The 26,032-nt window shown below is 64.5% G+C and carries 22 protein-coding genes, 1 tRNA gene and 1 pseudogene; 15 read left to right on the top strand and 9 right to left on the bottom strand.

Going from position 1 to position 26,032, the window contains the following annotated elements; translation table 11 throughout:
* Window positions 1-38: 38 nt before the first annotated feature.
* The 6 genes from ACGYLC_RS12710 to ACGYLC_RS12735 all read left to right on the top strand — a co-directional run bounded on the left by ACGYLC_RS12710 (window position 39) and on the right by ACGYLC_RS12735 (window position 4,983).
* Entirely contained in the window at window positions 39-1,121 is a 1,083-nt protein-coding gene (locus ACGYLC_RS12710; protein ID WP_394423219.1) for an ABC transporter permease, read from the top strand.
* The gene (locus tag ACGYLC_RS12715) at window positions 1,121-2,041 is read left to right on the top strand and encodes an ABC transporter permease (protein WP_067263609.1); all 921 of its coding nucleotides are present in this window, start codon (window positions 1,121-1,123) and stop codon (window positions 2,039-2,041) included. Before ACGYLC_RS12710 ends, ACGYLC_RS12715 begins: the two co-directional genes overlap by 1 nt.
* Before the next feature lie 70 nt (window positions 2,042-2,111).
* Window positions 2,112-3,185 (top strand): BMP family ABC transporter substrate-binding protein, encoded by a 1,074-nt coding sequence (locus tag ACGYLC_RS12720; protein ID WP_394399419.1) that lies wholly within the window; start codon window positions 2,112-2,114, stop codon window positions 3,183-3,185.
* 159 nt (window positions 3,186-3,344) lie between these two features.
* The gene (locus tag ACGYLC_RS12725; RefSeq protein ID WP_394423220.1) at window positions 3,345-3,548 is read left to right on the top strand and encodes a hypothetical protein; all 204 of its coding nucleotides are present in this window, start codon (window positions 3,345-3,347) and stop codon (window positions 3,546-3,548) included.
* The gene (locus tag ACGYLC_RS12730) at window positions 3,545-4,198 is read left to right on the top strand and encodes a DUF938 domain-containing protein (protein ID WP_394423221.1); all 654 of its coding nucleotides are present in this window, start codon (window positions 3,545-3,547) and stop codon (window positions 4,196-4,198) included. Before ACGYLC_RS12725 ends, ACGYLC_RS12730 begins: the two co-directional genes overlap by 4 nt.
* Window positions 4,195-4,983, top strand: coding sequence for a GH25 family lysozyme (locus ACGYLC_RS12735; RefSeq protein ID WP_394423222.1), 789 nt, complete (start codon window positions 4,195-4,197; stop codon window positions 4,981-4,983). The genes ACGYLC_RS12730 and ACGYLC_RS12735 overlap by 4 nt, the downstream gene beginning before the upstream one ends.
* Before the next feature lie 186 nt (window positions 4,984-5,169).
* On the opposite strand, the gene ACGYLC_RS12740 is transcribed toward ACGYLC_RS12735, so the two are convergent.
* The 4 genes from ACGYLC_RS12740 to ACGYLC_RS12755 form a co-directional block, all read right to left on the bottom strand.
* The gene (locus tag ACGYLC_RS12740) at window positions 5,170-5,916 is read right to left on the bottom strand and encodes a hypothetical protein (protein ID WP_394423223.1); all 747 of its coding nucleotides are present in this window, start codon (window positions 5,914-5,916) and stop codon (window positions 5,170-5,172) included.
* Entirely contained in the window at window positions 5,913-8,405 is a 2,493-nt protein-coding gene (locus ACGYLC_RS12745) for an FAD-dependent oxidoreductase (RefSeq protein WP_394423224.1), read from the bottom strand. Before ACGYLC_RS12745 ends, ACGYLC_RS12740 begins: the two co-directional genes overlap by 4 nt.
* Window positions 8,406-8,687: 282 nt before the next feature.
* A complete protein-coding gene (locus ACGYLC_RS12750; protein ID WP_394423225.1) occupies window positions 8,688-10,091 on the bottom strand; it encodes an FAD-binding oxidoreductase in 1,404 nt (467 codons plus the stop codon).
* 100 nt (window positions 10,092-10,191) lie between these two features.
* On the bottom strand, window positions 10,192-11,178 hold the full coding sequence (locus ACGYLC_RS12755) for a 2-hydroxyacid dehydrogenase (RefSeq protein ID WP_394399435.1): 987 nt from the start codon (window positions 11,176-11,178) through the stop codon (window positions 10,192-10,194).
* A 155-nt stretch (window positions 11,179-11,333) separates the two neighbouring features.
* Between ACGYLC_RS12755 and ACGYLC_RS12760 the strand changes: the two genes are divergently transcribed.
* The 8 genes from ACGYLC_RS12760 (at window position 11,334) to ACGYLC_RS12795 (ending at window position 17,326) form a co-directional block, all read left to right on the top strand.
* Window positions 11,334-11,843 (top strand): SH3 domain-containing protein, encoded by a 510-nt coding sequence (locus ACGYLC_RS12760; protein WP_394423226.1) that lies wholly within the window; start codon window positions 11,334-11,336, stop codon window positions 11,841-11,843.
* 77 nt (window positions 11,844-11,920) lie between these two features.
* Window positions 11,921-12,913 (top strand): NADPH:quinone reductase, encoded by a 993-nt coding sequence (locus ACGYLC_RS12765; protein ID WP_394423227.1) that lies wholly within the window; start codon window positions 11,921-11,923, stop codon window positions 12,911-12,913.
* A gap of 72 nt (window positions 12,914-12,985) precedes the next feature.
* Window positions 12,986-14,329 (top strand): mechanosensitive ion channel domain-containing protein, encoded by a 1,344-nt coding sequence (locus tag ACGYLC_RS12770; RefSeq protein WP_394423228.1) that lies wholly within the window; start codon window positions 12,986-12,988, stop codon window positions 14,327-14,329.
* 62 nt (window positions 14,330-14,391) lie between these two features.
* Window positions 14,392-14,466, top strand: a tRNA-Gln gene (locus tag ACGYLC_RS12775).
* A gap of 112 nt (window positions 14,467-14,578) precedes the next feature.
* Window positions 14,579-14,950, top strand: a complete 372-nt coding sequence (locus ACGYLC_RS12780; protein ID WP_394423229.1) for a polyketide synthase — start codon at window positions 14,579-14,581, stop codon at window positions 14,948-14,950.
* A gap of 41 nt (window positions 14,951-14,991) precedes the next feature.
* Window positions 14,992-15,483: a copper chaperone PCu(A)C gene (locus tag ACGYLC_RS12785; protein ID WP_394423230.1), complete on the top strand. Its 492-nt coding sequence runs from the start codon at window positions 14,992-14,994 to the stop codon at window positions 15,481-15,483.
* Window positions 15,484-15,597: 114 nt separating this feature from the next.
* Entirely contained in the window at window positions 15,598-15,876 is a 279-nt protein-coding gene (locus ACGYLC_RS12790; protein ID WP_394423231.1) for a hypothetical protein, read from the top strand.
* A 40-nt stretch (window positions 15,877-15,916) separates the two neighbouring features.
* On the top strand, window positions 15,917-17,326 hold the full coding sequence (locus ACGYLC_RS12795) for a PepSY-associated TM helix domain-containing protein (RefSeq protein ID WP_394423232.1): 1,410 nt from the start codon (window positions 15,917-15,919) through the stop codon (window positions 17,324-17,326).
* Window positions 17,327-17,369: 43 nt separating this feature from the next.
* On the opposite strand, the gene ACGYLC_RS12800 is transcribed toward ACGYLC_RS12795, so the two are convergent.
* The 5 genes from ACGYLC_RS12800 to ACGYLC_RS12820 all read right to left on the bottom strand — a co-directional run bounded on the left by ACGYLC_RS12800 (window position 17,370) and on the right by ACGYLC_RS12820 (window position 22,689).
* Window positions 17,370-18,284, bottom strand: a complete 915-nt coding sequence (locus tag ACGYLC_RS12800) for a D-amino acid aminotransferase (protein ID WP_394399449.1) — start codon at window positions 18,282-18,284, stop codon at window positions 17,370-17,372.
* 288 nt (window positions 18,285-18,572) lie between these two features.
* Window positions 18,573-19,379, bottom strand: coding sequence for an ABC transporter permease (locus ACGYLC_RS12805; protein WP_394423233.1), 807 nt, complete (start codon window positions 19,377-19,379; stop codon window positions 18,573-18,575).
* Window positions 19,372-20,139: an ABC transporter ATP-binding protein gene (locus ACGYLC_RS12810; RefSeq protein ID WP_394399454.1), complete on the bottom strand. Its 768-nt coding sequence runs from the start codon at window positions 20,137-20,139 to the stop codon at window positions 19,372-19,374. Before ACGYLC_RS12810 ends, ACGYLC_RS12805 begins: the two co-directional genes overlap by 8 nt.
* A gap of 82 nt (window positions 20,140-20,221) precedes the next feature.
* Window positions 20,222-21,481: a cation:proton antiporter gene (locus ACGYLC_RS12815; protein WP_394423234.1), complete on the bottom strand. Its 1,260-nt coding sequence runs from the start codon at window positions 21,479-21,481 to the stop codon at window positions 20,222-20,224.
* A 188-nt stretch (window positions 21,482-21,669) separates the two neighbouring features.
* Complete coding sequence (locus tag ACGYLC_RS12820) at window positions 21,670-22,689, bottom strand: ABC transporter substrate-binding protein (RefSeq protein ID WP_394423235.1); 1,020 nt, start codon at window positions 22,687-22,689, stop codon at window positions 21,670-21,672.
* Window positions 22,690-22,812: 123 nt separating this feature from the next.
* Between ACGYLC_RS12820 and ACGYLC_RS12825 the strand changes: the two are divergent.
* Window positions 22,813-26,018, top strand: a pseudogene (locus ACGYLC_RS12825) (4Fe-4S double cluster binding domain-containing protein).
* The last annotated feature ends 14 nt before the right edge of the window (window positions 26,019-26,032 follow it).

Genomic DNA, 26,032 nt, shown 5'->3' on the forward strand with positions numbered 1-26,032 from the left:
AGCCTTGCCTCTTTCACTCTGACCATTGGGGGTGATCTGTGATCCGCCTTGAAAAGCGTCCGCAGCCCAGCCGGGCCCTCTCGCTGTCGACACCGATCATGGCGGTGCTGGCCACTTTCATCTTTGGCGGGCTTTTGTTCGCGGCCTTGGGCAAAGACCCGATCGAGGCGCTGCAAACGATCTTCTGGCAGCCCCTGTTTGGCGATTACGCCTTTTACTACCGCCCGCAACTGCTGATCAAAGGCGCGCCCTTGGTGCTGATCGCCATCGGCCTCAGCCTTGGGTTCAAAGCGGGCATCTGGAACATCGGGGCCGAGGGGCAGTATATCATGGGCGCCCTCTTTGGCGCGGGCGTGGGGCTGGCCTTCTACCCGCTTGAGGCGTGGTATATCTTTCCGCTGATGGTCCTCGCCGGGGCGCTCGGCGGATGGCTCTGGGCGATGATCCCGGCGCTTCTCAAGGTGCGGTTCGGCACCAATGAAATCCTCGTCTCGCTGATGCTGGTCTATGTGGCGGAACAGTTCCTTGCCTCCATGTCATTGGGATTGCTGAAAAACCCCGAAGGCTACGGCTTTCCCGGCTCGCGCAACCTGCAACAATACGCTTCTGCCCATAACGCCGAACTCTTTGCCGGTTCCGGCATGCACTGGGGCGTGGTCGCAGCACTGATCGCGGTGATCTTTGCCTATGTACTGCTGGCGCGGCACCGGCTTGGCTTTGCCATCCGCATCACCGGCGAGGCGCCGCGCGCGGCGCGTTTCTCGGGCGTGAACCCGGCCCGGCTGGTGCTGTTTTGCCTTGGCACCTCTGGCCTGCTCGCCGGTCTTGCGGGCATGTTCGAGGTCGCTGGCCCATCGGGTCAGATCACCATCGACTTTAACGTGGGCTATGGCTTCACCGCGATCATCGTGGCCTTCCTTGGCCGTCTGCATCCGATCGGCATCCTGCTTGCCGGGGCGCTGATGGCGCTGACCTATATCGGCGGGGATATCGCGCAGTCCAACCTCGGCCTGCCCGCCGCCGCCATTCAGGTGTTCCAAGGCATGCTCCTGTTCTTCCTGCTCGCGTTGGACGTGTTCACTCATTACCGGCTGCGCTTCGGCGCGGCGGAGGCTGCCTGATGGATCTTTCCGCAATCAACCCGCTTTTGTTCGTCGCAGGCTTCCTCGTCGCCGCGACGCCGCTGATCTTCGCCGCCATCGGTGAACTGGTGGTTGAGAAATCCGGCGTACTGAACCTCGGTGTCGAAGGCATGATGATCACCGGCGCGATCTGCGGCTTTGCCACGGCGGTCGAGACCGGATCGCCGCTTTTGGGCTTCGCCGCCGCCGCTGTGGGCGGTGCCGTGCTCAGCCTGCTCTTCGCCTTCCTGACCCAAGTGGCGCTGGCCAATCAGGTCGCCTCGGGCCTGTCGCTGACGCTCTTCGGCCTCGGCCTATCGGCGTTGATCGGGCAAAGCTACGTCGGGATCAAACCGCCACGTCTGGGTGACATCGACTTCGGCCCGCTGGCCGATATCCCAGTGATCGGGCCGATCCTCTTCACCCATGACATCATCCTCTACCTCGGCATCGCGCTGGTTGCCGGGGTCTGGGCGGTGCTGAAATTCACCCGCGCGGGCCTGATCCTGCGCGCGGTTGGCGAAAGCCACGATGCGGCCCATGCGCTCGGCTACAAGGTCAAGCGCATCCGCACTGCGGCAATCCTCTTTGGCGGCGCCTGCGCGGGCTTGGGCGGGGCTTACATCAGCCTCATTCGCGTGCCGCAATGGACCGAAGGCATGACCGCCGGGATCGGCTGGATCGCCCTCGCCCTCGTCGTCTTTGCCTCATGGAAGCCATGGCGCGCGCTTTTGGGTGCCTATCTTTTCGGCGGCATCACCCAGTTGCAGTTGAACTTGCAAGGCGCGGGCGTTGCCATTCCTGTAGAGTATCTGGCAATGTCGCCGTATATCATCACCATCATCGTTCTGGTGGTGCTGTCGGCGGACAAAAGCGCCGCGCCGGCGTCGCTGGGCCGTACCTTCCACGCCTCGAACTAGGGGCATCACGTCACGCGGCATCGCCCGCACATCAAGCCCCGGCAAGGGGCACGCAAACAGGGGAAACCTCATGAAACTATCCACCCTTATGACCAGCGCGGCCCTTGCGCTCGGCCTTGCTTCGGGCGCTGTGGCCCAAGACAAGACCAAGGTCGGCTTTGTCTTTGTCGGCCCCGTGGGCGACGGCGGCTGGACCTATGAGCATAACGAAGGCCGTTTGGCCGTCGAAGAAGAGTTCGGTGACAAGGTCGAAACCGTCTTCGTCGAAAGCGTCGCCGAGGGCCCCGATTCCGAACGTGTGATGACGCAGATGGCGCTCGACGGTGCCGACCTGATCTTCACCACCTCCTTTGGCTACATGGACCCGACCATCAACGTCGCCAAGAAATTCCCCGATGTGAAATTTGAGCACGCTACCGGCTATAAACGCGCCGACAACGTCTCGACCTATTCCGCGCGTTTCTACGAAGGCCGCGCCATTCAGGGCCACATCGCGGGCTCCATGACCGAGAGCAACATCATCGGCTACATCGGCTCCTTCCCGATCCCGGAAGTGATCCGCGGCATCAACTCCGCCTATATCCACGCCAAAAAGGTAAACCCCGACGTTCAGTTCAAAATCGTCTGGGCCTACACCTGGTTTGACCCAGCCAAGGAAGCCGACGCCGCCAAGGTACTGATCGAACAGGGCGCCGACGTGGTGCTGCAACACACCGATTCCACAGCCCCCCAAGCGGCTGCACAGGAAGCGGGCAACGTGATCACCTTTGGCCAGGCCTCCGACATGGCGCAATATGCGCCCAAGCCGCGCGTGTCCTCGATCATCGACAACTGGGCGCCCTATTACATCGACCGCGTCAAAGCTGTGATGGATGGCACATGGGAAAGCCAAGACACATGGGACGGCATCGGGCCGGGCATGGTCGGCATTGGTGAGATCTCCGACGCCGTGCCCGCGGAGGTGAAAGCCGAAGCGCTGGAACTGAAAGACAAGATCGCATCGGGCGAATACCACCCCTTCACCGGTCCGATCAACAAACAGGACGGCTCCACATGGCTGGCCGAAGGCGAGACCGCAGATGACGGCACGCTTGCGGGCATGAACTTCTATGTCGAAGGCATCGAAGGCACCATTCCTGAGTAAGCCACACCGGCTGACAGGCGACAGGGGCGCACGGGCAACCGCGCGCCCCTTTTTCGTCGCCGCCCCGAACGGGGCTCATGCGCGCAGTCCCCGAGCGCCCCGCCGCCTGCCCCCCGCAAAGCCATTGCGCACGGGCAAAGGCCATGCCACCAATCTTGCATGACCCAGATGCTCACCAGCCGCGATAGCACCCCAGCCTGCCGCTGCGCCCTCGGCGTCACGCAGTTTGGCGGCCGCACGGCTGCGACAGCCTCTTGCGTGATGTTCGACGCCCGTATCGAGGCCGAGATCGCTCATTTCAGCACGCCTGCTGTGGCTTGGGCGGCAGCACATGCCACCAACCGGCTGGAAGTGCAGGCATGAACCGCCTGCCCCCCAATGCCAGCGTCGCCGAAGATGCAGGTGCCGACCGCCTCTTCGCCCCCGCAGCCGCACGCAATCTCGACGCGCTTTGCGACCTGCTCACCACCCACGCCCCGCCCCGGGGCCGTGCGCTGGAAATCGCCAGCGGCACCGGTCAGCATGTCGTGGGCTTCGCCCAACGCCTGCCGGGCCTCAGATGGCAACCCAGCGACATCGACACCGCCCGCCGCGCCAGCATCAACGCCTATGCAGCCGAGGCTGCTTTGCCCAATATCGCGCCCGCCCTGCCGCTCGACGCGACCCAGCCCGGCTGGGCGGGCGAACACGGCCCCTTTGACCTGATCATGCTGGTCAATCTGCTGCATCTCATATCGCCCCCCGCCACCCGGTGTCTCATCGATGAGGCCGGCACGGCCCTCGCCCCCGGTGGCACGCTGATCCTCTACGGCCCGTTCAAACGCGGCGGCCAAACCACCTCCCCCGGCGATACCCGCTTTGACGCGCAATTGCGCGCCGCCGACCCCGCGATCGGCTATAAGGACAATACCGAGATGGCCCGCTGGCTCAGCGATGCAGCCCTCAGCCCGATCGACGAAGTGGACATGCCCGCCAACAACCTCGCCTTCATCGCCAGAAAGCCCAGCCCATGATCCTCCGCCGCGTCCTGATCCTGTCGCTCCTCGCCCTCGCCGCCTGCGGCAGCCCCGGCAGCCCGCCCCCGGCGGCCCCGGGCGTGCTCTTCCCCGCCGCCTTCGGCGACAGCGATCCGGTGAGTTTCAAAGGCCGCACCCCCGCCGCCTACCCCGTCCACGGCATCGACGTGGCCCGTTTCCAAAAGGATATCGATTGGAACACCGCCCGACGCGCGGGCGTGAACTTCGCCTTCATCAAAGCCACCGAAGGCGGCGACCTCAAAGACACCAACTTCGAAGGCCACTGGCAAGGCGCGGGCCAAGCCGCCGTGAAACGCGGCGCCTATCATTTCTACTACTTCTGCACCCCGCCCGAGGATCAGGCCCGCTGGTTCATCCGCAACGTACCCAAAACAAGCGGCATGCTGCCCCCGGTGCTCGACATGGAATGGAACCCCTTCTCCCCCACCTGCGCCCATGTCCGCCCGCCCGCTGCCGACGTCCGCGATCAAATGCGCCGCTGGCTGGGCGTGGTGGAAGCGCATTACGGCCAACGCCCCATCATCTATACCACACCTAAATTCTACCGTGAAAACGACCTCGGTAACTTCCGTGGATACGACTTCTGGCTGCGCACCACCGCCAAAACCCCAGCCGAAGCCTACCCCGGCCAAACATGGCGCTTCTGGCAATATAGCGCCACGGGGATCGTCCCCGGCATCGGCGGCGACGTGGACCTCAACGCCTTCTCCGGCAGCCGCGCAGACTGGCAAAACTGGGTCGCCACCCGCGCCCTGCGCTAAAACCAACGGGGGAGCGCCCCTCCCCCTCCTTCATCCTTTTTCAAATACCTCTGCGCCACCCCGCCGCAAAGGCGACACTGTCGGTTACCCCCAAACCAACCACCTCCAACAGAAGCGACATCCCGCCCTCTTCATCCTTTCCCAAATACCTCTGCGCAACGCCTGCCCCAGACGTCAGGCCAACCTTCACCCCCGCGCATAATACCGCGCCACAACGAACAGCCCGCCCACCAGCAAAAGCGGCAACAAGAATATCCGAAACACATGCACCCCCAGCACCGCCAACAGCGCGCCAATCAACTCATCCGCGCGGCTCCAAAGGTTGCTGGCAAGCTGCCGATACTCCGTCAAACCCGGTTCTTCCTCACCCAAAGCCTCGCTGCCACCCACATGCGCGGTGATCTCCTCGATCACCTCCATATTTCGCACATAGACCCCTTCGGTGAGCTGCCCCGCCAGCGGCTCAGACACAACCAAGGCAAGCGGAAGCGCGAGCCCCAGAAACCCGCCATACCACGCCAGCCGCCGGGGCAGCCCGGCATGGCCGCGCTTGCTGAGCGCCCAAACCGCCAGCGCCAGGGACAAGAGCCCCAACCCGATCGCACTCACCGGACCAAGCGCCACGGCGATCACCCCCGTCGCCACCATGACACCGAAAACCAGCCCCGCGATCCGCTCGACCGTGTCGTCAATCGGCTCCAACACCTTCAGAGGCCGCGCCGAGCCCGAGGCGATGAAGGACAGCCCCACCTCGATTTCCTGCGCGGTCGAAAGAAAAGCATTCAACGTGCGCAACGTGACATAGGAGGCCGCCGCCGTGGTCGCCACATCCGCGGCATAGCCCTGCGCCGCGCCGACCACGGGATTGTCCCGCAACAGCGCCGCCGTCAGCGCCAGCACGCAGGAAAGCGCAAGCAGCCCCCGGCGGATCAACCGTCCGCCCGGATGCGCTGGTTCTTTGGATCATAGGGGCTGTCTTCGACCACCTCGGCCTCCCACAGTTGATCAAGCATCTTTACCTTCAGCTTCGTGCCTACCACCGCATCCTCGGGTTTGACATAGCCCATACCGATGCTCTTGCCGAAAGCCACGGAATAGCCCCCCGAGGTCAGCCGCCCGGTCCGGGTCTCGCCATTGTAAAGCACCTCGCGACCCCAAGGGTCGGCATCCTCCGGCCCGTCGATCAGCACGGTCACGCATTTCGCGCGGATGCCGTGCTCGAGCATCGCTTGCTTCCCGTGAAACTCCTTGTTCAGGTCCACGAAGCGCGGCAAATCCGCCTCCAGGGGCGTCGCATCCCGGCCCAGCTCATGGCCAAAGGCGCGGTAGCTCTTCTCTTGCCTCAGCCAGTTCTGCGCCCGGGCGCCGACCAGCTTCATCCCATGCGGCGCGCCTGCTTTCTCCAACTGATCGAACAGATGGTTCTGCATTTCGATCGGGTGATGCAACTCCCAGCCGAGCTCCCCGGTATAGGCCACCCGGATTGCGCGCACCGGCACCATGCCCAACTCGATGTCGCGCATGGTGAGCCACGGGAACCGCTTGTTGCCCAACACCGTCTCCGGCGCCGCATCCCGCACCAAAGCGCCCAAAACCTCCCGCGACTTCGGCCCGGCAATCGCGAAGACACCCCACTGCGTGGTCACGTCATGGCACTCGATATACCCCAGCTCAGGCATCTTATCGGCAATCGCCTTGCGCAGATAATCGCTGTCATAGGCCGTCCATGCCCCCGCCGAAACAAGGTAATATTCGTCCTGCGCCAAACGCACGATGGTATATTCCGTCCGCGTCGTCCCCACCCCGGTCAAGGCATAGGTCAGGTTGATCCGCCCCACCGAAGGCAGCTTGTTGCAGGTAAACCAGTCCAGAAACGCCGTCGCCCCCGGGCCACGAACCAAATGTTTGGTAAAGGCTGTGGCATCGATCAACCCCACACCCTCGCGGATTGCCCGCGCTTCCTCTACCGCATATTGCCACCAGCCCCCGCGCCGGAACGCGCGGCTGTCATGATCGCTAAACCCCTCGGGCGCGAAATAATTCGGGCGCTCCCAGCCATTCACCTGCCCGAATTGCGCCCCCCGCGCCGCCTGCCGGTCATAGGCCGGAGAGGTGCGCAGAGGGCGACAGGCCGGACGCTCCTCATCAGGATGGTGCAGGATATAAACGTGGTCGTAGGCTTCCTCGTTCTTGCGCGCGGCATATTCCGTGGTCATCCAATCGCCGTAGCGTTTGGGATCGAGGCTCGCCATATCGATCTCGGCCTCGCCCTCCACCATCATCTGCGCCAGATAATAGCCGGTGCCGCCCGCCGCCGTGATCCCAAAGGAAAACCCTTCCGCCAACCACATATTCCGCAGCCCCGGCGCTGGTCCCACCAAGGGATTGCCATCGGGCGTATAGCAAATCGGCCCGTTGAAATCGTCCTTCAACCCACACTCCTCCGCAGAGGGGATGCGGTGGTTCATCGCCATATATTGCTCTTCGATCCGGTCAAGATCGAGCTGAAACAGATCGGCCCGGAAACTGTCCGGCACCCCATACTCAAACCGCGCCGGCGCGCCCTTCTCATAGACCCCAAGGATCCAGCCGCCGCGCTCTTCGCGCACATAACTTTGGGCATCGGCGTCGCGGATCACCGGATGCTCCCCATGCCCCGCCGCCCGATAGTCGACCAAGGCCGGATCGCGGTCCATGACGATGAACTGATGCTCCACGGGAATCGCTGGCATCTTGATGCCCAGCATCCGCGCCGTGCGCTGCGCATGGTTGCCGCTCGCGGTCACCACATGGTCCGCCGTGATGACGATCTGCTCGTCCGACGGCACAAGGTTGCCGCCCTTCTCGACCATCTTGGTGCAGGTCACTTCCCAGTGACTGCCGTTCCACGCAAAGGCATCCGCCTGCCACTTGCGCGCGATCGCCACACCCCGCTGCCGCGCGCCCTTGGCCATCGCCATGGTCACATCGGCGGGGTTAATATAGCCGTCGGTCTGATGATAAAGCGCCCCCTTCAAATCCGATGTCTCGATCAAAGGCCACTTCGCCTTGATCTCATCGGGGGTTAGCCATTGATAAGGCACGCCACAGGTCTCGGCGGTAGAGGCATAGAGCATATACTCATCCATCCGGGCGTCGGTCTGGGCCATGCGCAGATTGCCCACCACGGCAAAGCCCGCGTTCAACCCCGTCTCCGCCTCCAGCGTCTTATAAAACTCGACCGAATACTGATGAATATGGGTGGTCGCGTAAGACATGTTGAACAAGGGCAAAAGCCCCGCCGCATGCCAAGTCGAGCCAGAGGTCAACTCGTCCCGCTCCAAGAGCATCACATCGTCCCAACCGGCCTTCGCCAGATGATAGGCGATCGACGTGCCAACCGCGCCGCCCCCGACAACCAATGCTTTGACTTGCGTTTTCATCTGCCAATCCCTCTGCGCTAGGCCCACTCCCGTTGTACGCAGCAGCACCACGCCCCGCAGGCAGCAGCCGACCCAACATCGCCAAAAACCGACCTTACCCGCTCCCCCAAAGCGCCACCTCAGCCCAAACGCGCGCGCCCACCTTCATCCTTTCTCAAATACCCTGCACCACCTCTCCCGCCGCACAACATCAAGGCAGACCACACCGCCCCACCTTCATCCTTTCCCAAATACCCTGCACGCGCCCTCCCGCCGCACAAGATCAGGGCGAAACACCCCATCTCACCCCGGCAAAATCTTCCCCGGGTTCAAAATATTCTGCGGATCCAGCGCCGCCTTCACGGTCGCCATCACATCTATCGCAGCCCCCAATTCCTTGCGCAGATAGGGCCGCTTGCCCTGCCCGATCCCATGTTCGCCGGTGCAGGTCCCCTCCATCGAAATCGCCAGTTCCGCCAACCAACTGACGAATGCCTCGCCGCGCGCGACTTCCTCGGGGTCGTCCATGTCGATCAACAAAGATGCGTGGAAATTCCCGTCGCCCGCATGGCCCACGATGGGGGCGATCAACTGCAACTCTTCCGCCCGCGCTTGGGCCGCCACCACGGCATCGGCGAGGCGCGAGATCGGCACGCAGACATCCGTGGCCACCGCCTTGCAGCCCGGTCGCAGCGCCAGCACCGCCCAATAGCCGTCATGGCGGGCCTGCCACAGCTTGCTGCGCTCTTCGGGGGTCGTCGTTGCGGCATAGCCGCTGCCGCCGAACTCTTCTGAAAGCATGCCAAAGGTCTCGGCCTGTTCCACCACCCCGGCTTCGGAGCCGTGGAATTCCAGCAGCAAAAGCGGCGTTTCGGGCAGGGTCAGCTTGGAATAGGCGTTCACGGCTCTCACCACATCGGCATCCAAAAGCTCGATCCGCGCCACCGGCAGGCCGTATTGGATGACCGCCATCACGGTCTCGCAGGCGGCCTGCACCGTTGGGAAAGAACAGCGGGCCGAGGACATCGCCTCGGGGATGCCTTGCAGGCGCAGGGTGATCTCGGTGATGATTCCAAGCGTCCCTTCCGAACCGACGAAAAGCCGCGTCAGATCATAGCCCGCCGAAGATTTCCGCGCCCGCCCGCCGGTGCGGATCACCCGGCCATCGGCCAGAACCACCTCAAGGCTCAGGACGTTGTCCTTCATCGTGCCATAGCGCACCGCATTGGTGCCGCTGGCCCGCGTCGCGGTCATCCCCCCGAGCGACGCATTGGCCCCGGGGTCGATCGGGAAGAACAGCCCCTGATCGCGCAGATGGGTATTGAGCGCCTCGCGGGTCACGCCGGGCTGCACCCGGCAATCCAGATCGCCTGCATTGACCTCGAGCACGCGGTCCATCTGCATGACATCTATGCAAATCCCGCCCGCCGGAGCGTTCACATGGCCCTCAAGCGAGGTGCCGGTGCCGAAGGGGATCACCGGCACACGATGGGCGGCGCAGATCCGCACCGTCTGCGCCACCTCGTCGGTCGAGCGCGCCATGACCACCGCGTCGGGCGCCTGCGTGTCGATCCATGTGGTGGTGTGGCCGTGCTGTTCGCGAATGGCTCGGCCGGTCAGCAGATTGTCCCCGAAAGCTTGTTGCAACTCATCCAGCGCGGCGGCGATCCCCGCCTCATTTCGCGGCAAATCTGCGATTTTGGTCACGTCTTATCTCCCAATAGCATCCTTACGCCGCAAAATCCTGCGGCGGCATCGTTGTAAATAAATCACCCGGAAGGCCCGCGTTGCCGCCGCCGTCCGTGGGTCAAAGCATGGAGGGCACGACCTGATCCGGCGGACGGTGGCCATCATCGAAGGTCTTGATATTGATCAAGACTTTCTCTCCCATCTCGATTCGCCCTTCCAGCGTGGCGGAGCCCATATGCGGCAGCAGCACGACGTTCTTCAACTCGCGCAGGCGCGGATTGATCTCGCGACCATGTTCATAGACATCCAGCCCCGCGCCCTTGATATCGCCCGCGCGCAGCATCCGCGTCAGGGCGTTCTCGTCGATCACCTCCCCGCGGGAGGTATTCACGATCACCGCGTCACGCTTCATCAGACCCAAGCGGCGGGCGTTCATCAGATGGAAGGTGCTGGGGGTATGGGGGCAGTTGATGCTGATCACGTCCATCCGGCTGACCATCTGATCGAGGCTTTCCCAATAGGTGGCCTCTAGCGCGCTCTCGGTCTCTTCACGCAAGCGTTTGCGGTTGTGGTAATGTACCTGCATGCCAAAGGCCCGCGCCCGGCGCGCCACGGCCTGACCGATCCGGCCCATGCCCAGAATGCCCAGACGGCGCCCGCCGACCCGTCCGCCCATCAAGGCCGTCGGCGCCCAGCCATCCCAATTGCCCGATTGCATCACCGCCATGCCCTCGGGCATGCGGCGGGTCACGGCAAGGATCAGCGCCATGGTCATATCGGCAGTATCGTCGGTCAGCACGCCGGGGGTGTTCGACACCAGCACGCCACGCTGGCGCGCGGTGGCGACATCAATGTGATCGACCCCGGCCCCGTAATTGGCGATCAGCTTGAGCCGCTCGCCCGCTTGGGTGATCAGCGGCGCGTCGATCTCATCGGTGATGGTGGGCACCAGCACATCGGCCTGACGCATCGCCGCGCCCAATTCCTCGCGGGTCATCGGCCTGTCATCCTCGCGCAGGGTCACGTCAAACAGCTCTGACAGCCGTGTTTCGACGGCCTCTGGCAACCGTCGCGTCACTACAACACTCAACCGCTTCTTTGACATGCCTGCTCTCCCGGTCTTGGCGTCGCCTCGTTTCGCAGGCATGGTGTCTCATGCAGCGACGAGGCACAAGAACTCGCGCCGGAAAAAGAGCAACAATAACCCGCAGATTTGCACAGCACCGACCCACAGCAGTGAACCGCATAGCAGGCAATTCAATGATAACCGCTTTCTTTCGCAGCGCCCTGATTGTGGGCGCGCTGCTTTTGGCACAGCCGACCGCCGGCGTCGCAGAAGAGGCGCGTGGTCAGGTCACGAACCTCCCCCTGCCCCGTTTCGTTTCGATGAAAGCCTCCGAAGGCAATGTGCGCCGCGGCCCGTCGCTCTCGCACCGGATCGACTGGGTCTACAAACGCCGCGACCTGCCGCTGAGGATCACCGCCGAACATGGCCATTGGCGCCGGGTCGAAGACCGCGACGGCATGGGCGGCTGGGTCCACTACTCGCTTTTGTCGGGCACCCGCACGGTGCTGGTCGAACAGGACATGCTGCAATTGCGCATCAATCCCGACCCCAAAGCCGCCGTGGTGGCACGGTTGGAACTGGGCGTCGTAGCACGGCTGGGCGAATGCACGCTGGAATGGTGCGAGCTGCGCTCGGGCGGCTTTACCGGCTGGGCGCCCAAGGTGCGGCTCTGGGGCGTCGGCCCCAAGGAACTGCGCGAGTAGCGCCCGCCCGCGCCGCAATTGCATGATCCCGGCGCATGCGCCACTCTGCCCGCAAAGCCCAAGCCGGAGAGTGCGCCATGCAAGCCATCACCTATGACCAATTCGGAGCCGCCGCCGACGTGCTGCGCCTGTCGGAGATCGCCAACCCCGCTCCGCAAGCCGGAGAAGTCTGCGTGGCGCTCAGCCATTCCGGCGTGAACCCCTCGGACGTCAAAGCCCGCGCGGGCACCCGCCCCGGCGTCAGCAAACCGCCCTTCCCGCAGGTCATCCCCCATAGCGACGGCGCGGGAGAGATCGTCGCCGTGGGCGCGGGCGTCGATGCGGGCCGGGTGGGCCAGAAGGTCTGGATTTGGAACGGCCAGTGGCAACGCGCCTTTGGCACGGCGGCTGAGCAGATCACCCTGCCCGCGCATCAGGCCGTGCCCCTGCCCAAAGGCGTCTCGCCCGAGGTCGGCGCGCAGCTTGGCATCCCGGGGCTGACCGCCTGCCACGCCGTCTTTGGCGGCGGCGGGGTGGCTGGGGAGACGGTGCTGATCCAAGGCGGCGCAGGCACGGTCGGCTATCTCGCCGTTCAACTGGCGAAATGGGGCGGGGCCAAGGTGATCGCCACCTGTAGCCCCCGCGACAGCGATCTGGTCCGCGACGCAGGCGCCGATGCCGTGTTCAACTACGCCGACCCCGATCTCGCCGCCGCCGTGCTCTATGCCAATGGCGGCAAGCCGGTCGACACCATCGTCGAGACGGAGTTTGGCCTGAACATCACCACCGACACCGAGGTCATCGCCCCCAATGGCCGCATCGCCGCCTATGGCTCGGCGGCGGAAATGTCGCCCACACTGCCCTTCTATCCGCTGCTGTTCAAAGCGGTCACCATCGACATCATCCTAATCTACCTGCTGCCCGCAGGGCCGCGCAAACAGGCGATCAACCGGTTACACCACGCGTTGGAGGACGGCGCCCTGCGCTGCCCCGTCGACACGGTCCTGCCGCTTTCTGAGGCCGCCCGCGCCCATGAATTGGTCGAGGCCGGACAGCGCAGCGGGGCGGTGCTGCTCGATTGTCGGGGGTAGCGCGCTAAGTGGCCAAGCTGCCGCCCCCGACGCCCGAGGGCGGCGGCCCATCCCGCTGACGGAGTTCCCACCATGCGCCTCACCGCCGCCCTGCCCCGCCTGCTCCTCTGCCTGCTGCTGAGCTGCGCACTTCCCCTCACCCCGGCCTTTGCGCAAACCAGCGACCAACCCGAAGGCACCATCGCCATTGAAGGCGATGCCACAGAGGACGCGGCCATCGCCAAACGCATCCGCGCCATCCTGCGCGAGCTTGAGGGGTTCGAGAAGGTCCGCGTCTCTGTCGCCTCCGGCATCGTCACGCTGACCGGCACCACGCTCGACACCGCCAGCGCCGCGCGGCTGAACGATTTGGCGGGCCGCGTCGAAGGGGTGGTGGCGATCCGCAACGAGGTGCGCGAAAGCACCGATGTGGCCGAGCGGCTCAACCCCGCCGTAGAGCGCTTCCGCGACCGGATGGCGCAGGCCGTGGCCTTCCTGCCGCTGGCCTTGGTGGCGCTTGGTGTCTTTGGCCTGATTGTCGTCGCCGGACTGGCGCTGGCGCGGCTGCGCAACCCGTGGGATCGGCTCGCCCCCAATGCCTTTATCGCTGACATTTACCGCCAGATCATCCGGCTGGCCTTTGTCATCGCAGCCCTCGTGGTGGCGCTGGATATCCTCGGCGCCACGGCGCTGCTGTCGGGCATCCTCGGCGCGGCGGGGATCGTCGGCCTCGCCATCGGTTTCGCAGTGCGCGACACGGTCGAGAATTTCATCGCCTCGGTCATGCTGTCGATCCGCCAGCCCTTTCGCCCCAACGACACGGTCGAGATCGACGGCGACACCGGCAAGGTGATCCGTCTGACCAGCCGCGCCACGATCCTGCTGACCTTCGACGGCAACCACCTGCGCATCCCCAATGCCACTGTCTTTAAAAGCCGGATCATCAACTTTTCGCGCAACGCCGAGCGGCGGTTCACCTTTACCCTCTCCGTGGCCAGCGACGCCGATCTAACCCGCGCCCGTGATCTGGCGCTGGAGGTGCTGAACGGTCTTCCCTTCGTTCTGTCCAGCCCCGAAGCCGCCGCTTGGGTCGAGGAAGTGGCAGATCACTGGATCAACATGCAATTCGCCGGTTGGATCAACCAAGAGAGCACCGATCTGGTCGCCGCCCGCAGCGAAGCGATTCGCCTGACCCTCTCGGCCTTCGACGCGGCGGGCCTCACTGCTGGGCCACCGGCCTATCACTTGATCTCTCACAGCGAATCGCCCTCCGACGCGCCCGTCGATTCGCCCCAAACGGCAGCCGCACAGACGAATCCCGCCACCGTACAGCCCGTCGAGCCCCAAACCGAGCGTGAATTGACCCGCATCGTCGCGCAGGAACGTGCCGAATTGCCCAGCGAAGACCTGCTCTCTGTTGATGCGGCCGAAGAATAGGATAATTTCTTGAAAACGGGTCTTGCACCCGGGGCCAGAGAACTTTAGTTAGCGCCCTGTGTTGGGATGTAGCCAAGTGGTAAGGCAACTGTTTTTGGTACAGTGTACCGTAGGTTCGAATCCTACCATCCCAGCCAACACTCCCCCCCCCGCTAGTTAAAAACCCCCGCGCAGCGCCAAGGCTACGACATCGCGTCGCAGATCAAAGCGCCCTATAGCTTTGCCGCGACAGCCGGGGTATCAGGGCGCATGTCCGCCGTTTCGCGCATATCCTCGCTTCGGGTCAGCCTGACCCTTTTGCTGTTGCTGGCCCTTGCCAGCTTGCCTTTCGCGCATCGGGCGACAGCGCAGGTGCAGCAAGATCCAGCGTTCATCGCCTTTATTCAAGCTGGCGGCGCCATGAGCGATCTTTGCGACGGGCCGCTCGAGGGGCAGAGCCACGGGGCATTGGATTGCGAAGCCTGCCGGATCGTCAACGCGCTGATCTTGCCCAGCCCGGCGGAGGTCTTGCTGCCGCGCGCGGCGCTCCGCTTTGCCACGCCCCGCGTCGCCCTTGCCTTGGGCGCACCGCGCAGCCCCGCCGGGGCGCCACCGCCTGTCCGGGGGCCTCCCTTCGTCTGAGCCACCACCATCTTGCAATTCTCAGACAATGGAACATGATAATGAAATCTCTCTATACCGCAGCCTTGGCTGCCCTTCTCGCCCTGCCCGCCGCCGCGCATGAATATACCGCGGGCGCTTTGACCGTCGATCACCCGATGGCCTATGAGACCCCGAAAACCGCCCGGGTGGGCGGCGGCTATCTGACGATCACCAATGACGGCGACACCGCCGACCGCCTTGTCAGCATCAGCGCCGAGGGCTTCGACGAAGTCTCTCTCCATGAGACCACAACCGATGACATGGGCGTCGCGCGCATGTCGCATGTGGACGGCATCGACCTGCCCGCGGGCGAGACCGTCACCCTCAAACCCGGGGGGCTGCATGTGATGTTCATGGGCCTCGACGGTGACCCCTTTGAGGAAGGCGAGAAAATCCCTGCCACCCTGACATTCGAAAAGGCCGGGACATTGAATGTGACGTTCAAGGTGGAAAGCCGCCGCGGGCATGACGCGGGCGGAATGGATCACTCCTCACACGCGCCTAAACACTAAGCTCCAGCCCATCGCAGGATGGGCCGCAAGGCGTTGACCGGCCCGCTTCAACACCTCTGCCTCTGGGCGGTGGTGTTGTTGTTTGGGGCGTTCTCGGCGCTCGCGCCCGGAACCATGCCAGAGCGCCAACAGGGCGCGCTGACCATGGTGCTGTGCACGGGCCACGGGGTGGAGACAGTGACAATCGGACCGGATGGCGAACCGGAGCAGCCCGAGCACAAGCCCTGCGACTGGAACCAACACTCCCTCGTGGCCCTACGCCGGGGGCTGGCGGTGCAGCCCTTGGCCGTCACCTTTCACCCGGCGCCAGCGCCGCCCCCTGCCCCTGCCACAGAGCCCAAACAGCGCCGCGCCTCAGTCAAACGCGCAAGGGCGCCGCCACGGGTTCTCTGACCTCCAAATCCCTTATCAATTCAGTCAGAGGACCAAACATATGGTTTCCATCGATCCTGCAGGCGCGACAGCCCTGCAAAACGACAACACGCAACGTGCGAACAGCTTTTACCGCGCCGCTTGGCGCTGGCATTTCTATGCCGGGGTCTACGTCATCCCCTTCTTCATCATGCTCGCCCTGACCGGGCTTGTGATGCTCTGGATCGCCTTTATCGGCGGGCGGGACGGAGAGCGAATAGCCGTCACGCCCCAAGACGCGCCCCTCGCCCTCTCCGATCAGGCCGCCGCCGCGCAGGCCAGCATCGAAGGCGGCATCCTTGTGCAATATGTCGCCCCCCGCGCCGATGATCTGGCCGCGATCTTTCGGGTGGACGCGCATGACGTGGCGACCATGGTCGCCGTCGATCCCTATACGGCCGAAGTCCTCGCCAGTTTCCCGCGCCGCAGCGGCTGGTATGACATGGCCGACAACATTCACGCCAACCTGCTGCTGGGCGTCACCGGCGACCGCATGATCGAGATTGCGGCCTCGCTTGGCATGGTGCTGATCGCCACGGGGCTCTACCTCTGGTGGCCACGCGGCACCGGTTTGCGGGCGGCGCTGCTGCCGCGACTGGGCCGTGGGCGGGCGCTGTGGAAATCCCTGCACGGGGCGATCGGGCTTTGGGTCTCTGTCGTGCTAATCTTCTTCCTGATCTCGGGCCTCTCTTGGGCCGGTATCTGGGGTGAAAAGATCGTGCAGGCATGGAGCCAGTTCCCGGCGGAGAAATGGGAGGCCCCGCTGTCGGATGACATCCACGCTGACATGAACCACGGCCCCAAGGAGGTGCCATGGGCGCTGGAGCAGACCCCGATGCCCGCCTCGGGCAGCGATGCCGGTGTCGCAGGGCTGGCCGAAGGCATGCCCGCCACGCTCGACAGTATCGACGCGCTGGCCCGGCAGATCGGCTTTGACGCGCGCTATCAGATGAACCTGCCGCGCGGTGAAGACGGTGTTTGGACGCTGAGCCGGGATTCGATGAACACCGATGCCGAAGACCCCACCAGCGACCGGACGGTGCATATCGACCGGCACACGGGCAAGATCCTCGCCGATGTGCGCTATGCGGATTATTCGCTGGCCGGGAAGGCGATGGCCGTGGGCATCGCGCTGCATATGGGCACCTTGGGTTGGCCGAGCGTTGTGGCCAATACGCTGTTTTGTCTGTCGGTGATCTTTCTTTGCGTCTCGGGCGTGGTGATGTGGTGGAAACGCCGCCCGGCAAACCCTGCCGGTTGGCTTTCGGCCCCGCCTGCCCCGCGCAATATGACCCTGTGGAAAGGCGCGGTTGTGGTCGGTCTGGCCGTGGCGCTGGCCTTTCCGATGGCGGGGGTCACCCTGCTGGTCGTGGGTCTGCTGGATTGGCTCTTGCTGCGCCGCGTGCCGGCGCTGAAGCGCATGGTCTCCTAAGATGCCGCCCGCCCCTTTGCGGGGGCGGGCACCCTCGCGGCGTTCAGGCCGTGTGCTGTTTGATCAGCTCTTTGTACAGCGCTTGGATGCGTTTGGTGACAGGCCGCTCGCCCGTACCGATAGGTTTGCCGTCGATCTCGGCCACCGGGGTCTGCGCGCCAAAGGTGCCCGTGAGGAAAGCCTCATCCGCGCCGTAAGCCTCGTAGAGCGAGAAGTTCTTCTCCCGCATCGGAATGCCGTTTTCATGGCAGAGGTCGATGACCTTCTGCCGCGTCACGCCGTTCATGCAGTAGTCCCCGGTCGAGGTCCAAACCTCGCCCCGGCGCACGATGAAGAAGTTGCAGGCATTGGTGGTGTTCACGAAGCCATGCGGGTCGAGCATCAGGGCTTCATCCGCGCCCGCTTCCTCGGCCTGAAGGCAGGCGATGATGCAGTTGAGCTTGGAGTGACTGTTGAGCTTCGGGTCTTGACTGTGCGGCAGGCCCCGGACCTGTGGGACCGAAGCCAAACGGATGCCCTTGGATTGCAGCCGGTCGACGGGTTTGGAATGCTCCATGATAATCACCAGCGTCGGCCCGGTGGTGCTGAGCGAGGGGTGCTGAAAGGGTTTGTCCTTGATCCCGCGGGTCAGCATCAGGCGGCAGTGCACGTCCTCGTGCATGTCATTGGCCTCCGCCGTGCGGCGCAGGGCGTCGGCGATCCCGGCCTTATCCATCCCCACGTCGAGCGAGATCGCTTTGCAGGAGTTGAAGAAGCGGTCCATATGCTCATCGAAGAAGGCCCATGTACCGTTGTAGAGGCGCATACCCTCCCAGATGCCGTCGCCCAACATGAAGCCCGCGTCATAGACCGAGACCTTGGCTTCGTCGCGGTGTACGATGTCGCCATTGACGTAGATCTTGATGTCGCGGTTGCGCGCGTCTTCGTCGGCGGCGTGGGTGGTGGTGTGTTCGGTCATGGTGGGGGTCCGTTGGTGAGGGCGGTTGCGGTATTCATACGCAAATGATGCGCTCTTACCACCCCGGCCCGGAACTGAGTGTTTGGCGCCCGGCCCTCCCCCGGTATTGACTACCACCCCAAGCCCGGAATCAAGCCGCAGGCGCCGGGCCATCGCCTGCCCGCCCGGACGGGTAGGCGATTTGGTGAGGCTAGGCCCGCCCTGGCGAGGTCTTATCACGGTTGAGCCATAAAGTGGCATGAACCGCCGTTTGGATCGCCCACCCGCGGGCAGGCGATGGCCCTTGTGTTATACCCGCCAGCTCAACACGCGCCGCTCCACAAAGGCCACAGCAGCAGACACCGCCACGCCCAGCAGCGACAAGATCACCACCCCTGCAAACAGCCGCTCCAGATCATACAGGCTCCCGGCCTGTAGGATATACGCCCCGATCCCATATTCCGCGCCCAGCATCTCGGCCGCCACCAGCAGAATGATCGCAATGGTCAGCGAAATACGCAAGCCGGACAGAATCCCCGGCATCGCGCCGGGCACCACGATCTTGGACACGATCGACCACCAGCCGAGGCCGAAACTCTGCCCCATGCGGATCAGCACCCGGTCCACATTGTCCACCGCCGCATAGGTCGCCACCACCGTGGGCGTGAAGGTGCCAAAGGCGATCAGCGCGTATTTGCTGGCCTCATCAATACCGAACCAAATCACGAAGAGCGGCAGCAGCGCGATCTTGGGGATGGGGAAGATCGCCGCCACCAGCGGCACCAGCCCCGCGCGGACCAAGGAGAACAACCCGATCAACACGCCGATGCCGATCCCCAAGGACGCACCGATCAACGCGCCGACCGCCAGACGGGTCAGCGAGGGGCCGAGGTGTTTGAACAGCATCCCCGACTGGTAAAGCTCTTGAAAGGTCAGCAAGACATCGCTGGGCCGCGGCAGGGTCAGAGGGGAGATGAAACCGCTGCGCGTGCCCCATTCCGCCAGCAGGATCAGCACCACGAAAACCGCAAGCCCCACGCCGCGCCGCGTGCCGGGCCGGAAGCCGCCGCCGCGAAAGGTCACCTCGCGGGCATTTGCATCCGTCATTTCAGCCATCGATCAACTCCGCATCCGCCGCCGCGGCCTCATCACGCATCAAGCCCCAAAGGTGCTGTTGCTGCGCCTCCAATACCGGATCGCCGTGGCGCCGCTCGGCCAGCGGCATGTCCAGTTCCACCACCTCGCGCAGCTCGCCCGGACGGCGCGACAGGACGACGATCTTATGCCCCAGCCGCACCGCCTCGGCGAGGTTGTGGGTCACATAGACCGCCGTGAAGGGCTGGCGCGTCCAAAGCGCCACGAGGTCATCCATCAGCAATTCGCGGGTCTGGCTGTCGAGCGCGCTCAACGGCTCGTCCATCAGCATCACGGCAGGGTTCACCGCCAGCGCCCGGGCAATCGCCACCCGCTGTTTCATCCCGCCCGACAACTGCTTGGGCAGCGCATCGGCGAAATCGGTGAGCTTCGTGCGCGCCAAGACATCGGCGATGATCGCCTCGCGCCGCGCTTTGCCCAGCCCATGCCCCTCCAGCACCAGCGCCACATTGCCGCGCACGCTGCGCCACGGCAGCAGGGCGAAGTCCTGAAAGATATAGGTCAGTGGGTTCAGACAGCCTTCAGGCGCATCGCCCATTTGCAACACGCGGCCTTCGCTGGGGCGTTCCAACCCGCCCAGCATCCGAAGCAGGGTGGATTTGCCACAGCCCGACGGGCCGACGATGCAAACGATCTGGCCGGAAGGAATGTCGAGCGTGATGTCACGCAGCACTTGGGTATCGCCATAGTAATGGCTGACGGAGGAAAGCTTGAGGTCCATGCCGCCCTTTTTCAGCAAAATTGCCCCGCGCGCAATGTGCGATCCGCAAGAGGGCGCGCCCTCCCCTGCCCGCCCGTGCCGGTTAGGAGGGCGACCCTTCCTTGCCGCGCAGCCCATCCACCGCAATCCCGGCAGTGAACCCATGCACCAAGGTCGACAGAAGGATGGCAAAACCCACCATCGCCCAAAGCGGCTCCTCATCCAGAAACTCAACCTTCCCCGCCGCATAGGCAAGGTAGTAGATCGACCCGATCCCCCGTATGCCATAGAGCGCGACAACCCAGCGGGGGCGGGTCTCAAGTGGCGTGCCCATAAGCGACAGCCACCCCGCCAAGGGGCGTACGACAAAGATCAGCGCCAGCACGATCACCGCGCCCGCAAGGGTCAGATCGCTCAGCAAGGCAGGCAGCACGGCACCGATCGCCACCAGCAAAAGCGCCGTCAGCGCATGTTCGACAGCGGTAGTGAAGTCGTGCAAACGGCGGTGAAATGCGTGATCGGCCTCGACCCGCCGGATCACCAGACCGGCCATCGCCACGGCGATAAAGCCATAGCCCTCGGCCAATTCCGTGGTGCCATAGCACAAGAGCACCCCGGCCAAGGCCACCACGCCCGAGGAGGTTTCCGCCAGTACCGCATTGCGCGGCACGGCGAAGAGAACCTGCCCCAAGGCCCAGCCCCCCGCAGCCCCCATGGCGGCACCCACGGCGATGCGCCAAAAGACGTCGCGCGCCAGCCATTCCACGCCCCAAGACGCCGGGGCCAACCCCTCGGCCGCGACCAGAATACCAAGGTAGACGAAAGGAAAAGCCAAACCGTCATTCAGCGCCGCCTCGGTGGTCAGGGCGAAACGCACCGGATGCTCGCCGCCCTCATGCGGCGGGCCAACCTGCACATCGGCGGCCAAAACCGGATCGGTCGGCGCCATGACCGCCCCCAAGAGGATCGCGCCCGCCGCGGTCATCCCCGCAAAGGCCCAGCCCATCAGCGCAACCGACAGGATCGTCAACGGCATGGTCAGGGCCAGCAACCGCGCCGTCGGCCCCCAGCGGGACCAATCCGAAAGCCGGTCGATCCGCAGCCCCGTCGCGAAAAGCGCGACGATCACGCAAAGCTCCGAGACGACTTCCCATGGGAAGGGCGTCGCGCGGGGGTCAGGGAAACTCGGCATACCGGGGACAAGGGCAAAGACCGCCATGCCCAACAGAATCAACAACCCCGAGGCCGCAGGCTCACGACGGCTGAAAAAGCGGGGCAGCCAATGGGCAAGGATGACCACCGCACCCACGGCCCCCAATGCGAAATGATAGCCGTTCAGGGCGAAAAAACTGCCGTCGCTCACCGTCGTTTCCCATATTCTGCACAGGGGCTTGGCCCCCTATCAGTGTCATAGGTATCTTGGCACGGCGGCATTGCCAGTCATGCGCGGCGGAAATCCCCTCGCGGACTTGAAAGCAAAAGGCGCGCCCGTGGGGGGCGCGCCTTGCACTGCGTGGCATTCAGAAGGGCGGGCGTTTAGCTGCCCACCGTTTAGCTGCCCACCGTCTCGACATAGGAGGTGTCGATCAGCGTTTCCAAGGTGATGTCGGCATCGACCAACCCTTCAGACTGGAACCACTCCAACTGATCGCGGACCGAGGCGACGTTCAGCTTGGCCCCTTCGTTCAGGCGCATGGTGCCGTTGATGATCGACGGTGCCGCCTTGTCGCGCGGGCGGTCGGTGTATACATATTTGTGGATCAGGTCGACCATCTCGTCGACGCCCGCATCGCCGCCTTCCTTGGCGATCATCGCCGCGTTGTAATCGGCAACGCCTTTGGAATAACCGGCAAGGAAATTCTTGGTCATCTCCTGCTCATCCGTGGCGTTCTTGGTCGAGGTGAAGACCGTGGTCACCTGATAATCCGGCAGATAGGTCGCCACATCGCCGATGATATGCACTGCACCCGACCCGGCCAGAGGCTTGGCGATATGCGGCACGATCGACCATGCGTCGATCTGGCCCGACTTCAGTGCGCCGATCACCGCGCCGACCTTTTGCAGCGGCTTGAACTTGAGGTCGATCCCCTCGGCCGCGGCCATTTTGGAGCCCATGTAGTGGAAGGACGACCCCGCCTGCGTCATGCCAAAGCTTTTGCCGTCCAACATGCCCGGCGCGGTGATGCCCGCTTGATAGGCGGCGTCGGAGACGAGGAATTTCTGCCCGTCGATGCCCTGCTCTTCTTGCAGACCGCCGCCGATCACCTTGACCGCGCCCTTTTGCGCCAGCGACACCAGCCCGCCGGAAATTGCCGTGATCGCATAGTCCACATCGCCGCTGGCAATCGCCACGGCCATCGGCTGCGCGGCCTCGAAGAAACGCAGTTCGACATCCAGACCGGCCTCTTTGAAATAGTCCCGTTCAAAGCCGACGAAGCTGCCTGCGTGGCTGGTGAAACGCAGCGCGCCCAGGGTGATCTTGCGGTTCTGCGCCAGAGCCGGTGCTGCCAGCCCCACAGCCGTTGCGGCGCCCAGAGTTGCGATGGCCTGACGGCGGGTGAACAGGGTCATGATCTTACTCCTCCAATTTTGCCGCAGCATGGGCGGCGGCGGCGCAAAAAGTCAAGCGAGAGCGGAGCTTACCAATACAACCAAGACTGGCATATCGCCCCAAAGCGTGGCATCGATTTGCCCATGAAGCTCTTTTCGTCCAAGACCCGCCCCATGCATCTCGGCCCCTTTCCGCTGGAACGGTTGCGCCGGTTGCAGGCACCGCATGACCGGCTGCCCAAGACGCCCGAGCCGGAACTGCGGTTCGAGCGGCCCGAGACGCCGCAGAGCATCTGCAACGCCATGGCGCCCTTTCAGGCCATGATGGACCTGCTGCGCGACGGGCCGGTCAATAGGGCGGGCGCAGTGATCCCCGACAGCCCGGAGGAGCGGGCCAACCATCTGAAATCCTTTGGCTATTACAACGATGCCTCGATGATGGGCGTCTGCGCCCTGCCGCGCGAAGCGGTGCTGCCCTGCCCGCGCCGCAGCCAAGGCACCGCGCAATTGGCCGAAGGTCTGCGCAGCCGCCAGACCAAGACGCTGGCGGCGGGCGTCGATGTCATCATGGCCAACCTGCGCGACGCCGTGGATGCGCCAGAAACCCCGATCGACGGCCACAGTCATGCGCTGGTGATCCTCACCGCCTACCCCCGCGATCCGCGCGCGGGCGAGCCGGGCAGCGACTGGATCATGGACGCGCAAGTCGAGCGCGCCTGCCTGCGCAGCACCGAGAACGCCACCGTGCTTGCCGAATACATCCGCCAGTTGGGCTTCGCGGCCAAGGTGCATTCGGCCACCACCTCCGACGTGAGCCTCGGGCAACTGGCCGTGGCGGCGGGGCTGGCTGTGATGGAGGACGACATCCTGCAGGCGCCATGGATCGGCCCGCGCTTCGGTCTGGCCGTGGTGACGACCGACATGGCCCTCGCGCCCGACATGCCGCTGGCCCCACTCTCCGAGCAGCCGTGGTCGGTGCTGAAGGGCCCGCATTGGCAGTTGGGCACCCACGGCGGGGTCAGCGCGCGCAACGTCGATCCCTACGCCCGGCGCGACTATGCCATGGGGCCGCATCCTTTCGAGACGCTGAAGCGCGTCGAGGCGCCCACCACCTACATCGACGCCGCCAACGTGCCGCGCGTGCCGAAACGCGGCGATCTCTTCGCGCGTGGCCAGTTCGGCGACATGGGGCCGAAGGTCCAGAACGCCATGAAAGGCGGGCATCACGTCATCAAATCCGCCCCCTCCGCCGCACAGCGCCGCCTGTTGGGCGCGCTGATCCTGTTGCAGGACGGGCCAGTGAACGAAGACGCCCCCGAGGCCGAGGATGCCGCGCGCAATGCCGCGAACCTCAAGGCGGCGAGCTATTTCCTCGGCGCCGATGCCGCAGGCCTCTCGGCCTGCCCGGACTGGACATGGTACAGCCATGACGCCACCGGCACCCCGATCACCCCGCCGCATGATCAGGCCCTGAGCCTGATCATCGACCAGGGGTATGACACGATGGAAGGCTCCTCGGGCGACGACTGGATCGCCGTGTCGCAATCCATGCGCGCCTATCTGCGCTTCTCGATGCTGGGCGGCGTGCTGGCGCAGCATCTGCGCAACCTCGGCCATGCCGCCAAGGCGCATACGGTGATGGACGGCGACGTGCTGCAACCGCCGCTGTTGCTGCTCGCCGGTCTGGGCGAGGTCAGCCGCATCGGGGAGGTGATCCTGAACCCCTTCCTCGGGCCGCGGCTGAAATCCGGCGTGGTCACCACCACCCTGCCCGTCGCCAACGACAAGCCCATCGACTTCGGCCTGCAGAAGTTCTGCGAATCCTGCAACAAATGCGCCCGCGAATGCCCCTCGGGCGCGATCACCGCCGGGCCGGAGAAGATGTTCAACGGCTACGAGATCTGGAAATCCGACAGCCAGAAATGCGCCACCTACCGGATCACCAATCAAGGCGGCGCGATGTGCGGGCGCTGCATGAAGACCTGCCCGTGGAACCTTGAGGGGCTCTTTGCCGAAGCGCCCTTCCGCTGGGCCGCCTCGAACATTCCCGCCGCCGCATCGCTCTTGGCCAAGCTTGACGACAAGGTCGGCAAGGGGCGCCTCAACCCGGTGAAGAAATGGTGGTGGGACATCGAGCGCAAGCCCTCCGGCCGGTTCGACACGCCCGCCCAACCGGTCAACGCGCGAGATCTGCAACCGGAGTTGGACCTCAAATTCGAGGACCAGACGCTGGCCGTCTACCCCGCCCCGCTGGCCCCGCATCCCTGGCCCTACCCGGACCCGATGAACCGCGAGGCCGGGATCAAGGCCCATGCCGCCCTGATCAGCGCCGACGAACATCGCCGCAAGACGGCGGCGGGCGAGACCGACCATTTGCATCTCTACAAAGTCGGCAGCGATACCCCGGTGCTCGACCTGCGCATCACCGCGGTGGAGGAGCTGAACGCTACGACAAGGCTTTACGACATCGCCCACCCCGAGGGGCATGACCTGCCCGCCTGGACCGCGGGCGCGCATCTCGATCTGGTGGTGGCCCCGAATACCTCCGGCCCTATTCGCTTTTGGGCGATCCCGAAGACCGCAGCCGCTACCGCATCGCGGTGCTGCGCGAGGACGAAGGCCGCGGTGGCTCGGCGCTGCTGCACCGGGTGTTCTCCAAGGGCCGGCGCATCTTCGTCGGCAAGCCGGTGAACCATTTCGAACTCATCGAAGACGCCCCCCACAGCCTGCTGATGGGCGGCGGCATCGGCATCACGCCGATGATCGCCTTCGCGCATCGTCTGCATGCGCTCGGGCGGCCCTTCGATCTGCATTACTCTGCCTCGACCCGCGAGGCCGCGGCCTTTGCCAAGGAACTGGCGGCGATGCCATGGGCCGACCGGGTGCATCTGCATATCTCCGCCGAGGGCACCCGCGCCGACCTGCCCGCCATCATGTCCCGCGTCCCCGAAAGCACCCATGTCTACACCTGCGGGGCCAAGTCCTACATGCAGGCGGTGCTGGCCGCCGCCGAAGCCGCCGGCATCCCCGAAGAGGCGCGACATCTGGAGTATTTCTCCACCCCCGAGGTGCCGGATTACGAGAACCACCCCTTCAGGCTGAAGCTCACCTCGGGCCGCGAGATCGAGGTCGGGGCCGAGGAGAGCGCCGCTGAGGCGCTTATCGCGGCCGGGGTGCCGGTGGACCTGAAATGCTCCGACGGTATCTGCGGCGTCTGCAAATGCGGGTTGCGCGGGGGCGAGGTGGAGCACCGCGACTTCGTGCTTTCCGCCAAGCAACGCGAAGGGGCGATCATCCTCTGCCAGTCCCGCGCCGCACGGCTCGGCGGCGTGCTGGAGCTCGACCTCTAGGCTCTTTCCCCGGG

Origin of the sequence: Sulfitobacter sp. 1A12157 (genome assembly GCF_043557345.1) — a bacterium.
Lineage (GTDB): Bacteria > Pseudomonadota > Alphaproteobacteria > Rhodobacterales > Rhodobacteraceae > Sulfitobacter.

Coding starts and splice junctions, on each gene's coding strand:
- ACGYLC_RS12715 (WP_067263609.1), top strand. CDS start 1,121: ATGGATCTTTCCGCAATCAACCCGCTTTTGTTCGTCGCAGGCTTCCTC.
- ACGYLC_RS12720 (WP_394399419.1), top strand. CDS start 2,112: ATGAAACTATCCACCCTTATGACCAGCGCGGCCCTTGCGCTCGGCCTT.
- ACGYLC_RS12725 (WP_394423220.1), top strand. CDS start 3,345: ATGACCCAGATGCTCACCAGCCGCGATAGCACCCCAGCCTGCCGCTGC.
- ACGYLC_RS12730 (WP_394423221.1), top strand. CDS start 3,545: ATGAACCGCCTGCCCCCCAATGCCAGCGTCGCCGAAGATGCAGGTGCC.
- ACGYLC_RS12735 (WP_394423222.1), top strand. CDS start 4,195: ATGATCCTCCGCCGCGTCCTGATCCTGTCGCTCCTCGCCCTCGCCGCC.
- ACGYLC_RS12745 (WP_394423224.1), bottom strand. CDS start 8,405: ATGAAAACGCAAGTCAAAGCATTGGTTGTCGGGGGCGGCGCGGTTGGC.
- ACGYLC_RS12755 (WP_394399435.1), bottom strand. CDS start 11,178: ATGTCAAAGAAGCGGTTGAGTGTTGTAGTGACGCGACGGTTGCCAGAG.
- ACGYLC_RS12760 (WP_394423226.1), top strand. CDS start 11,334: ATGATAACCGCTTTCTTTCGCAGCGCCCTGATTGTGGGCGCGCTGCTT.
- ACGYLC_RS12765 (WP_394423227.1), top strand. CDS start 11,921: ATGCAAGCCATCACCTATGACCAATTCGGAGCCGCCGCCGACGTGCTG.
- ACGYLC_RS12770 (WP_394423228.1), top strand. CDS start 12,986: ATGCGCCTCACCGCCGCCCTGCCCCGCCTGCTCCTCTGCCTGCTGCTG.
- ACGYLC_RS12780 (WP_394423229.1), top strand. CDS start 14,579: ATGTCCGCCGTTTCGCGCATATCCTCGCTTCGGGTCAGCCTGACCCTT.
- ACGYLC_RS12785 (WP_394423230.1), top strand. CDS start 14,992: ATGAAATCTCTCTATACCGCAGCCTTGGCTGCCCTTCTCGCCCTGCCC.
- ACGYLC_RS12790 (WP_394423231.1), top strand. CDS start 15,598: ATGCCAGAGCGCCAACAGGGCGCGCTGACCATGGTGCTGTGCACGGGC.
- ACGYLC_RS12795 (WP_394423232.1), top strand. CDS start 15,917: ATGGTTTCCATCGATCCTGCAGGCGCGACAGCCCTGCAAAACGACAAC.
- ACGYLC_RS12800 (WP_394399449.1), bottom strand. CDS start 18,284: ATGACCGAACACACCACCACCCACGCCGCCGACGAAGACGCGCGCAAC.
- ACGYLC_RS12805 (WP_394423233.1), bottom strand. CDS start 19,379: ATGGCTGAAATGACGGATGCAAATGCCCGCGAGGTGACCTTTCGCGGC.
- ACGYLC_RS12810 (WP_394399454.1), bottom strand. CDS start 20,139: ATGGACCTCAAGCTTTCCTCCGTCAGCCATTACTATGGCGATACCCAA.
- ACGYLC_RS12820 (WP_394423235.1), bottom strand. CDS start 22,689: ATGACCCTGTTCACCCGCCGTCAGGCCATCGCAACTCTGGGCGCCGCA.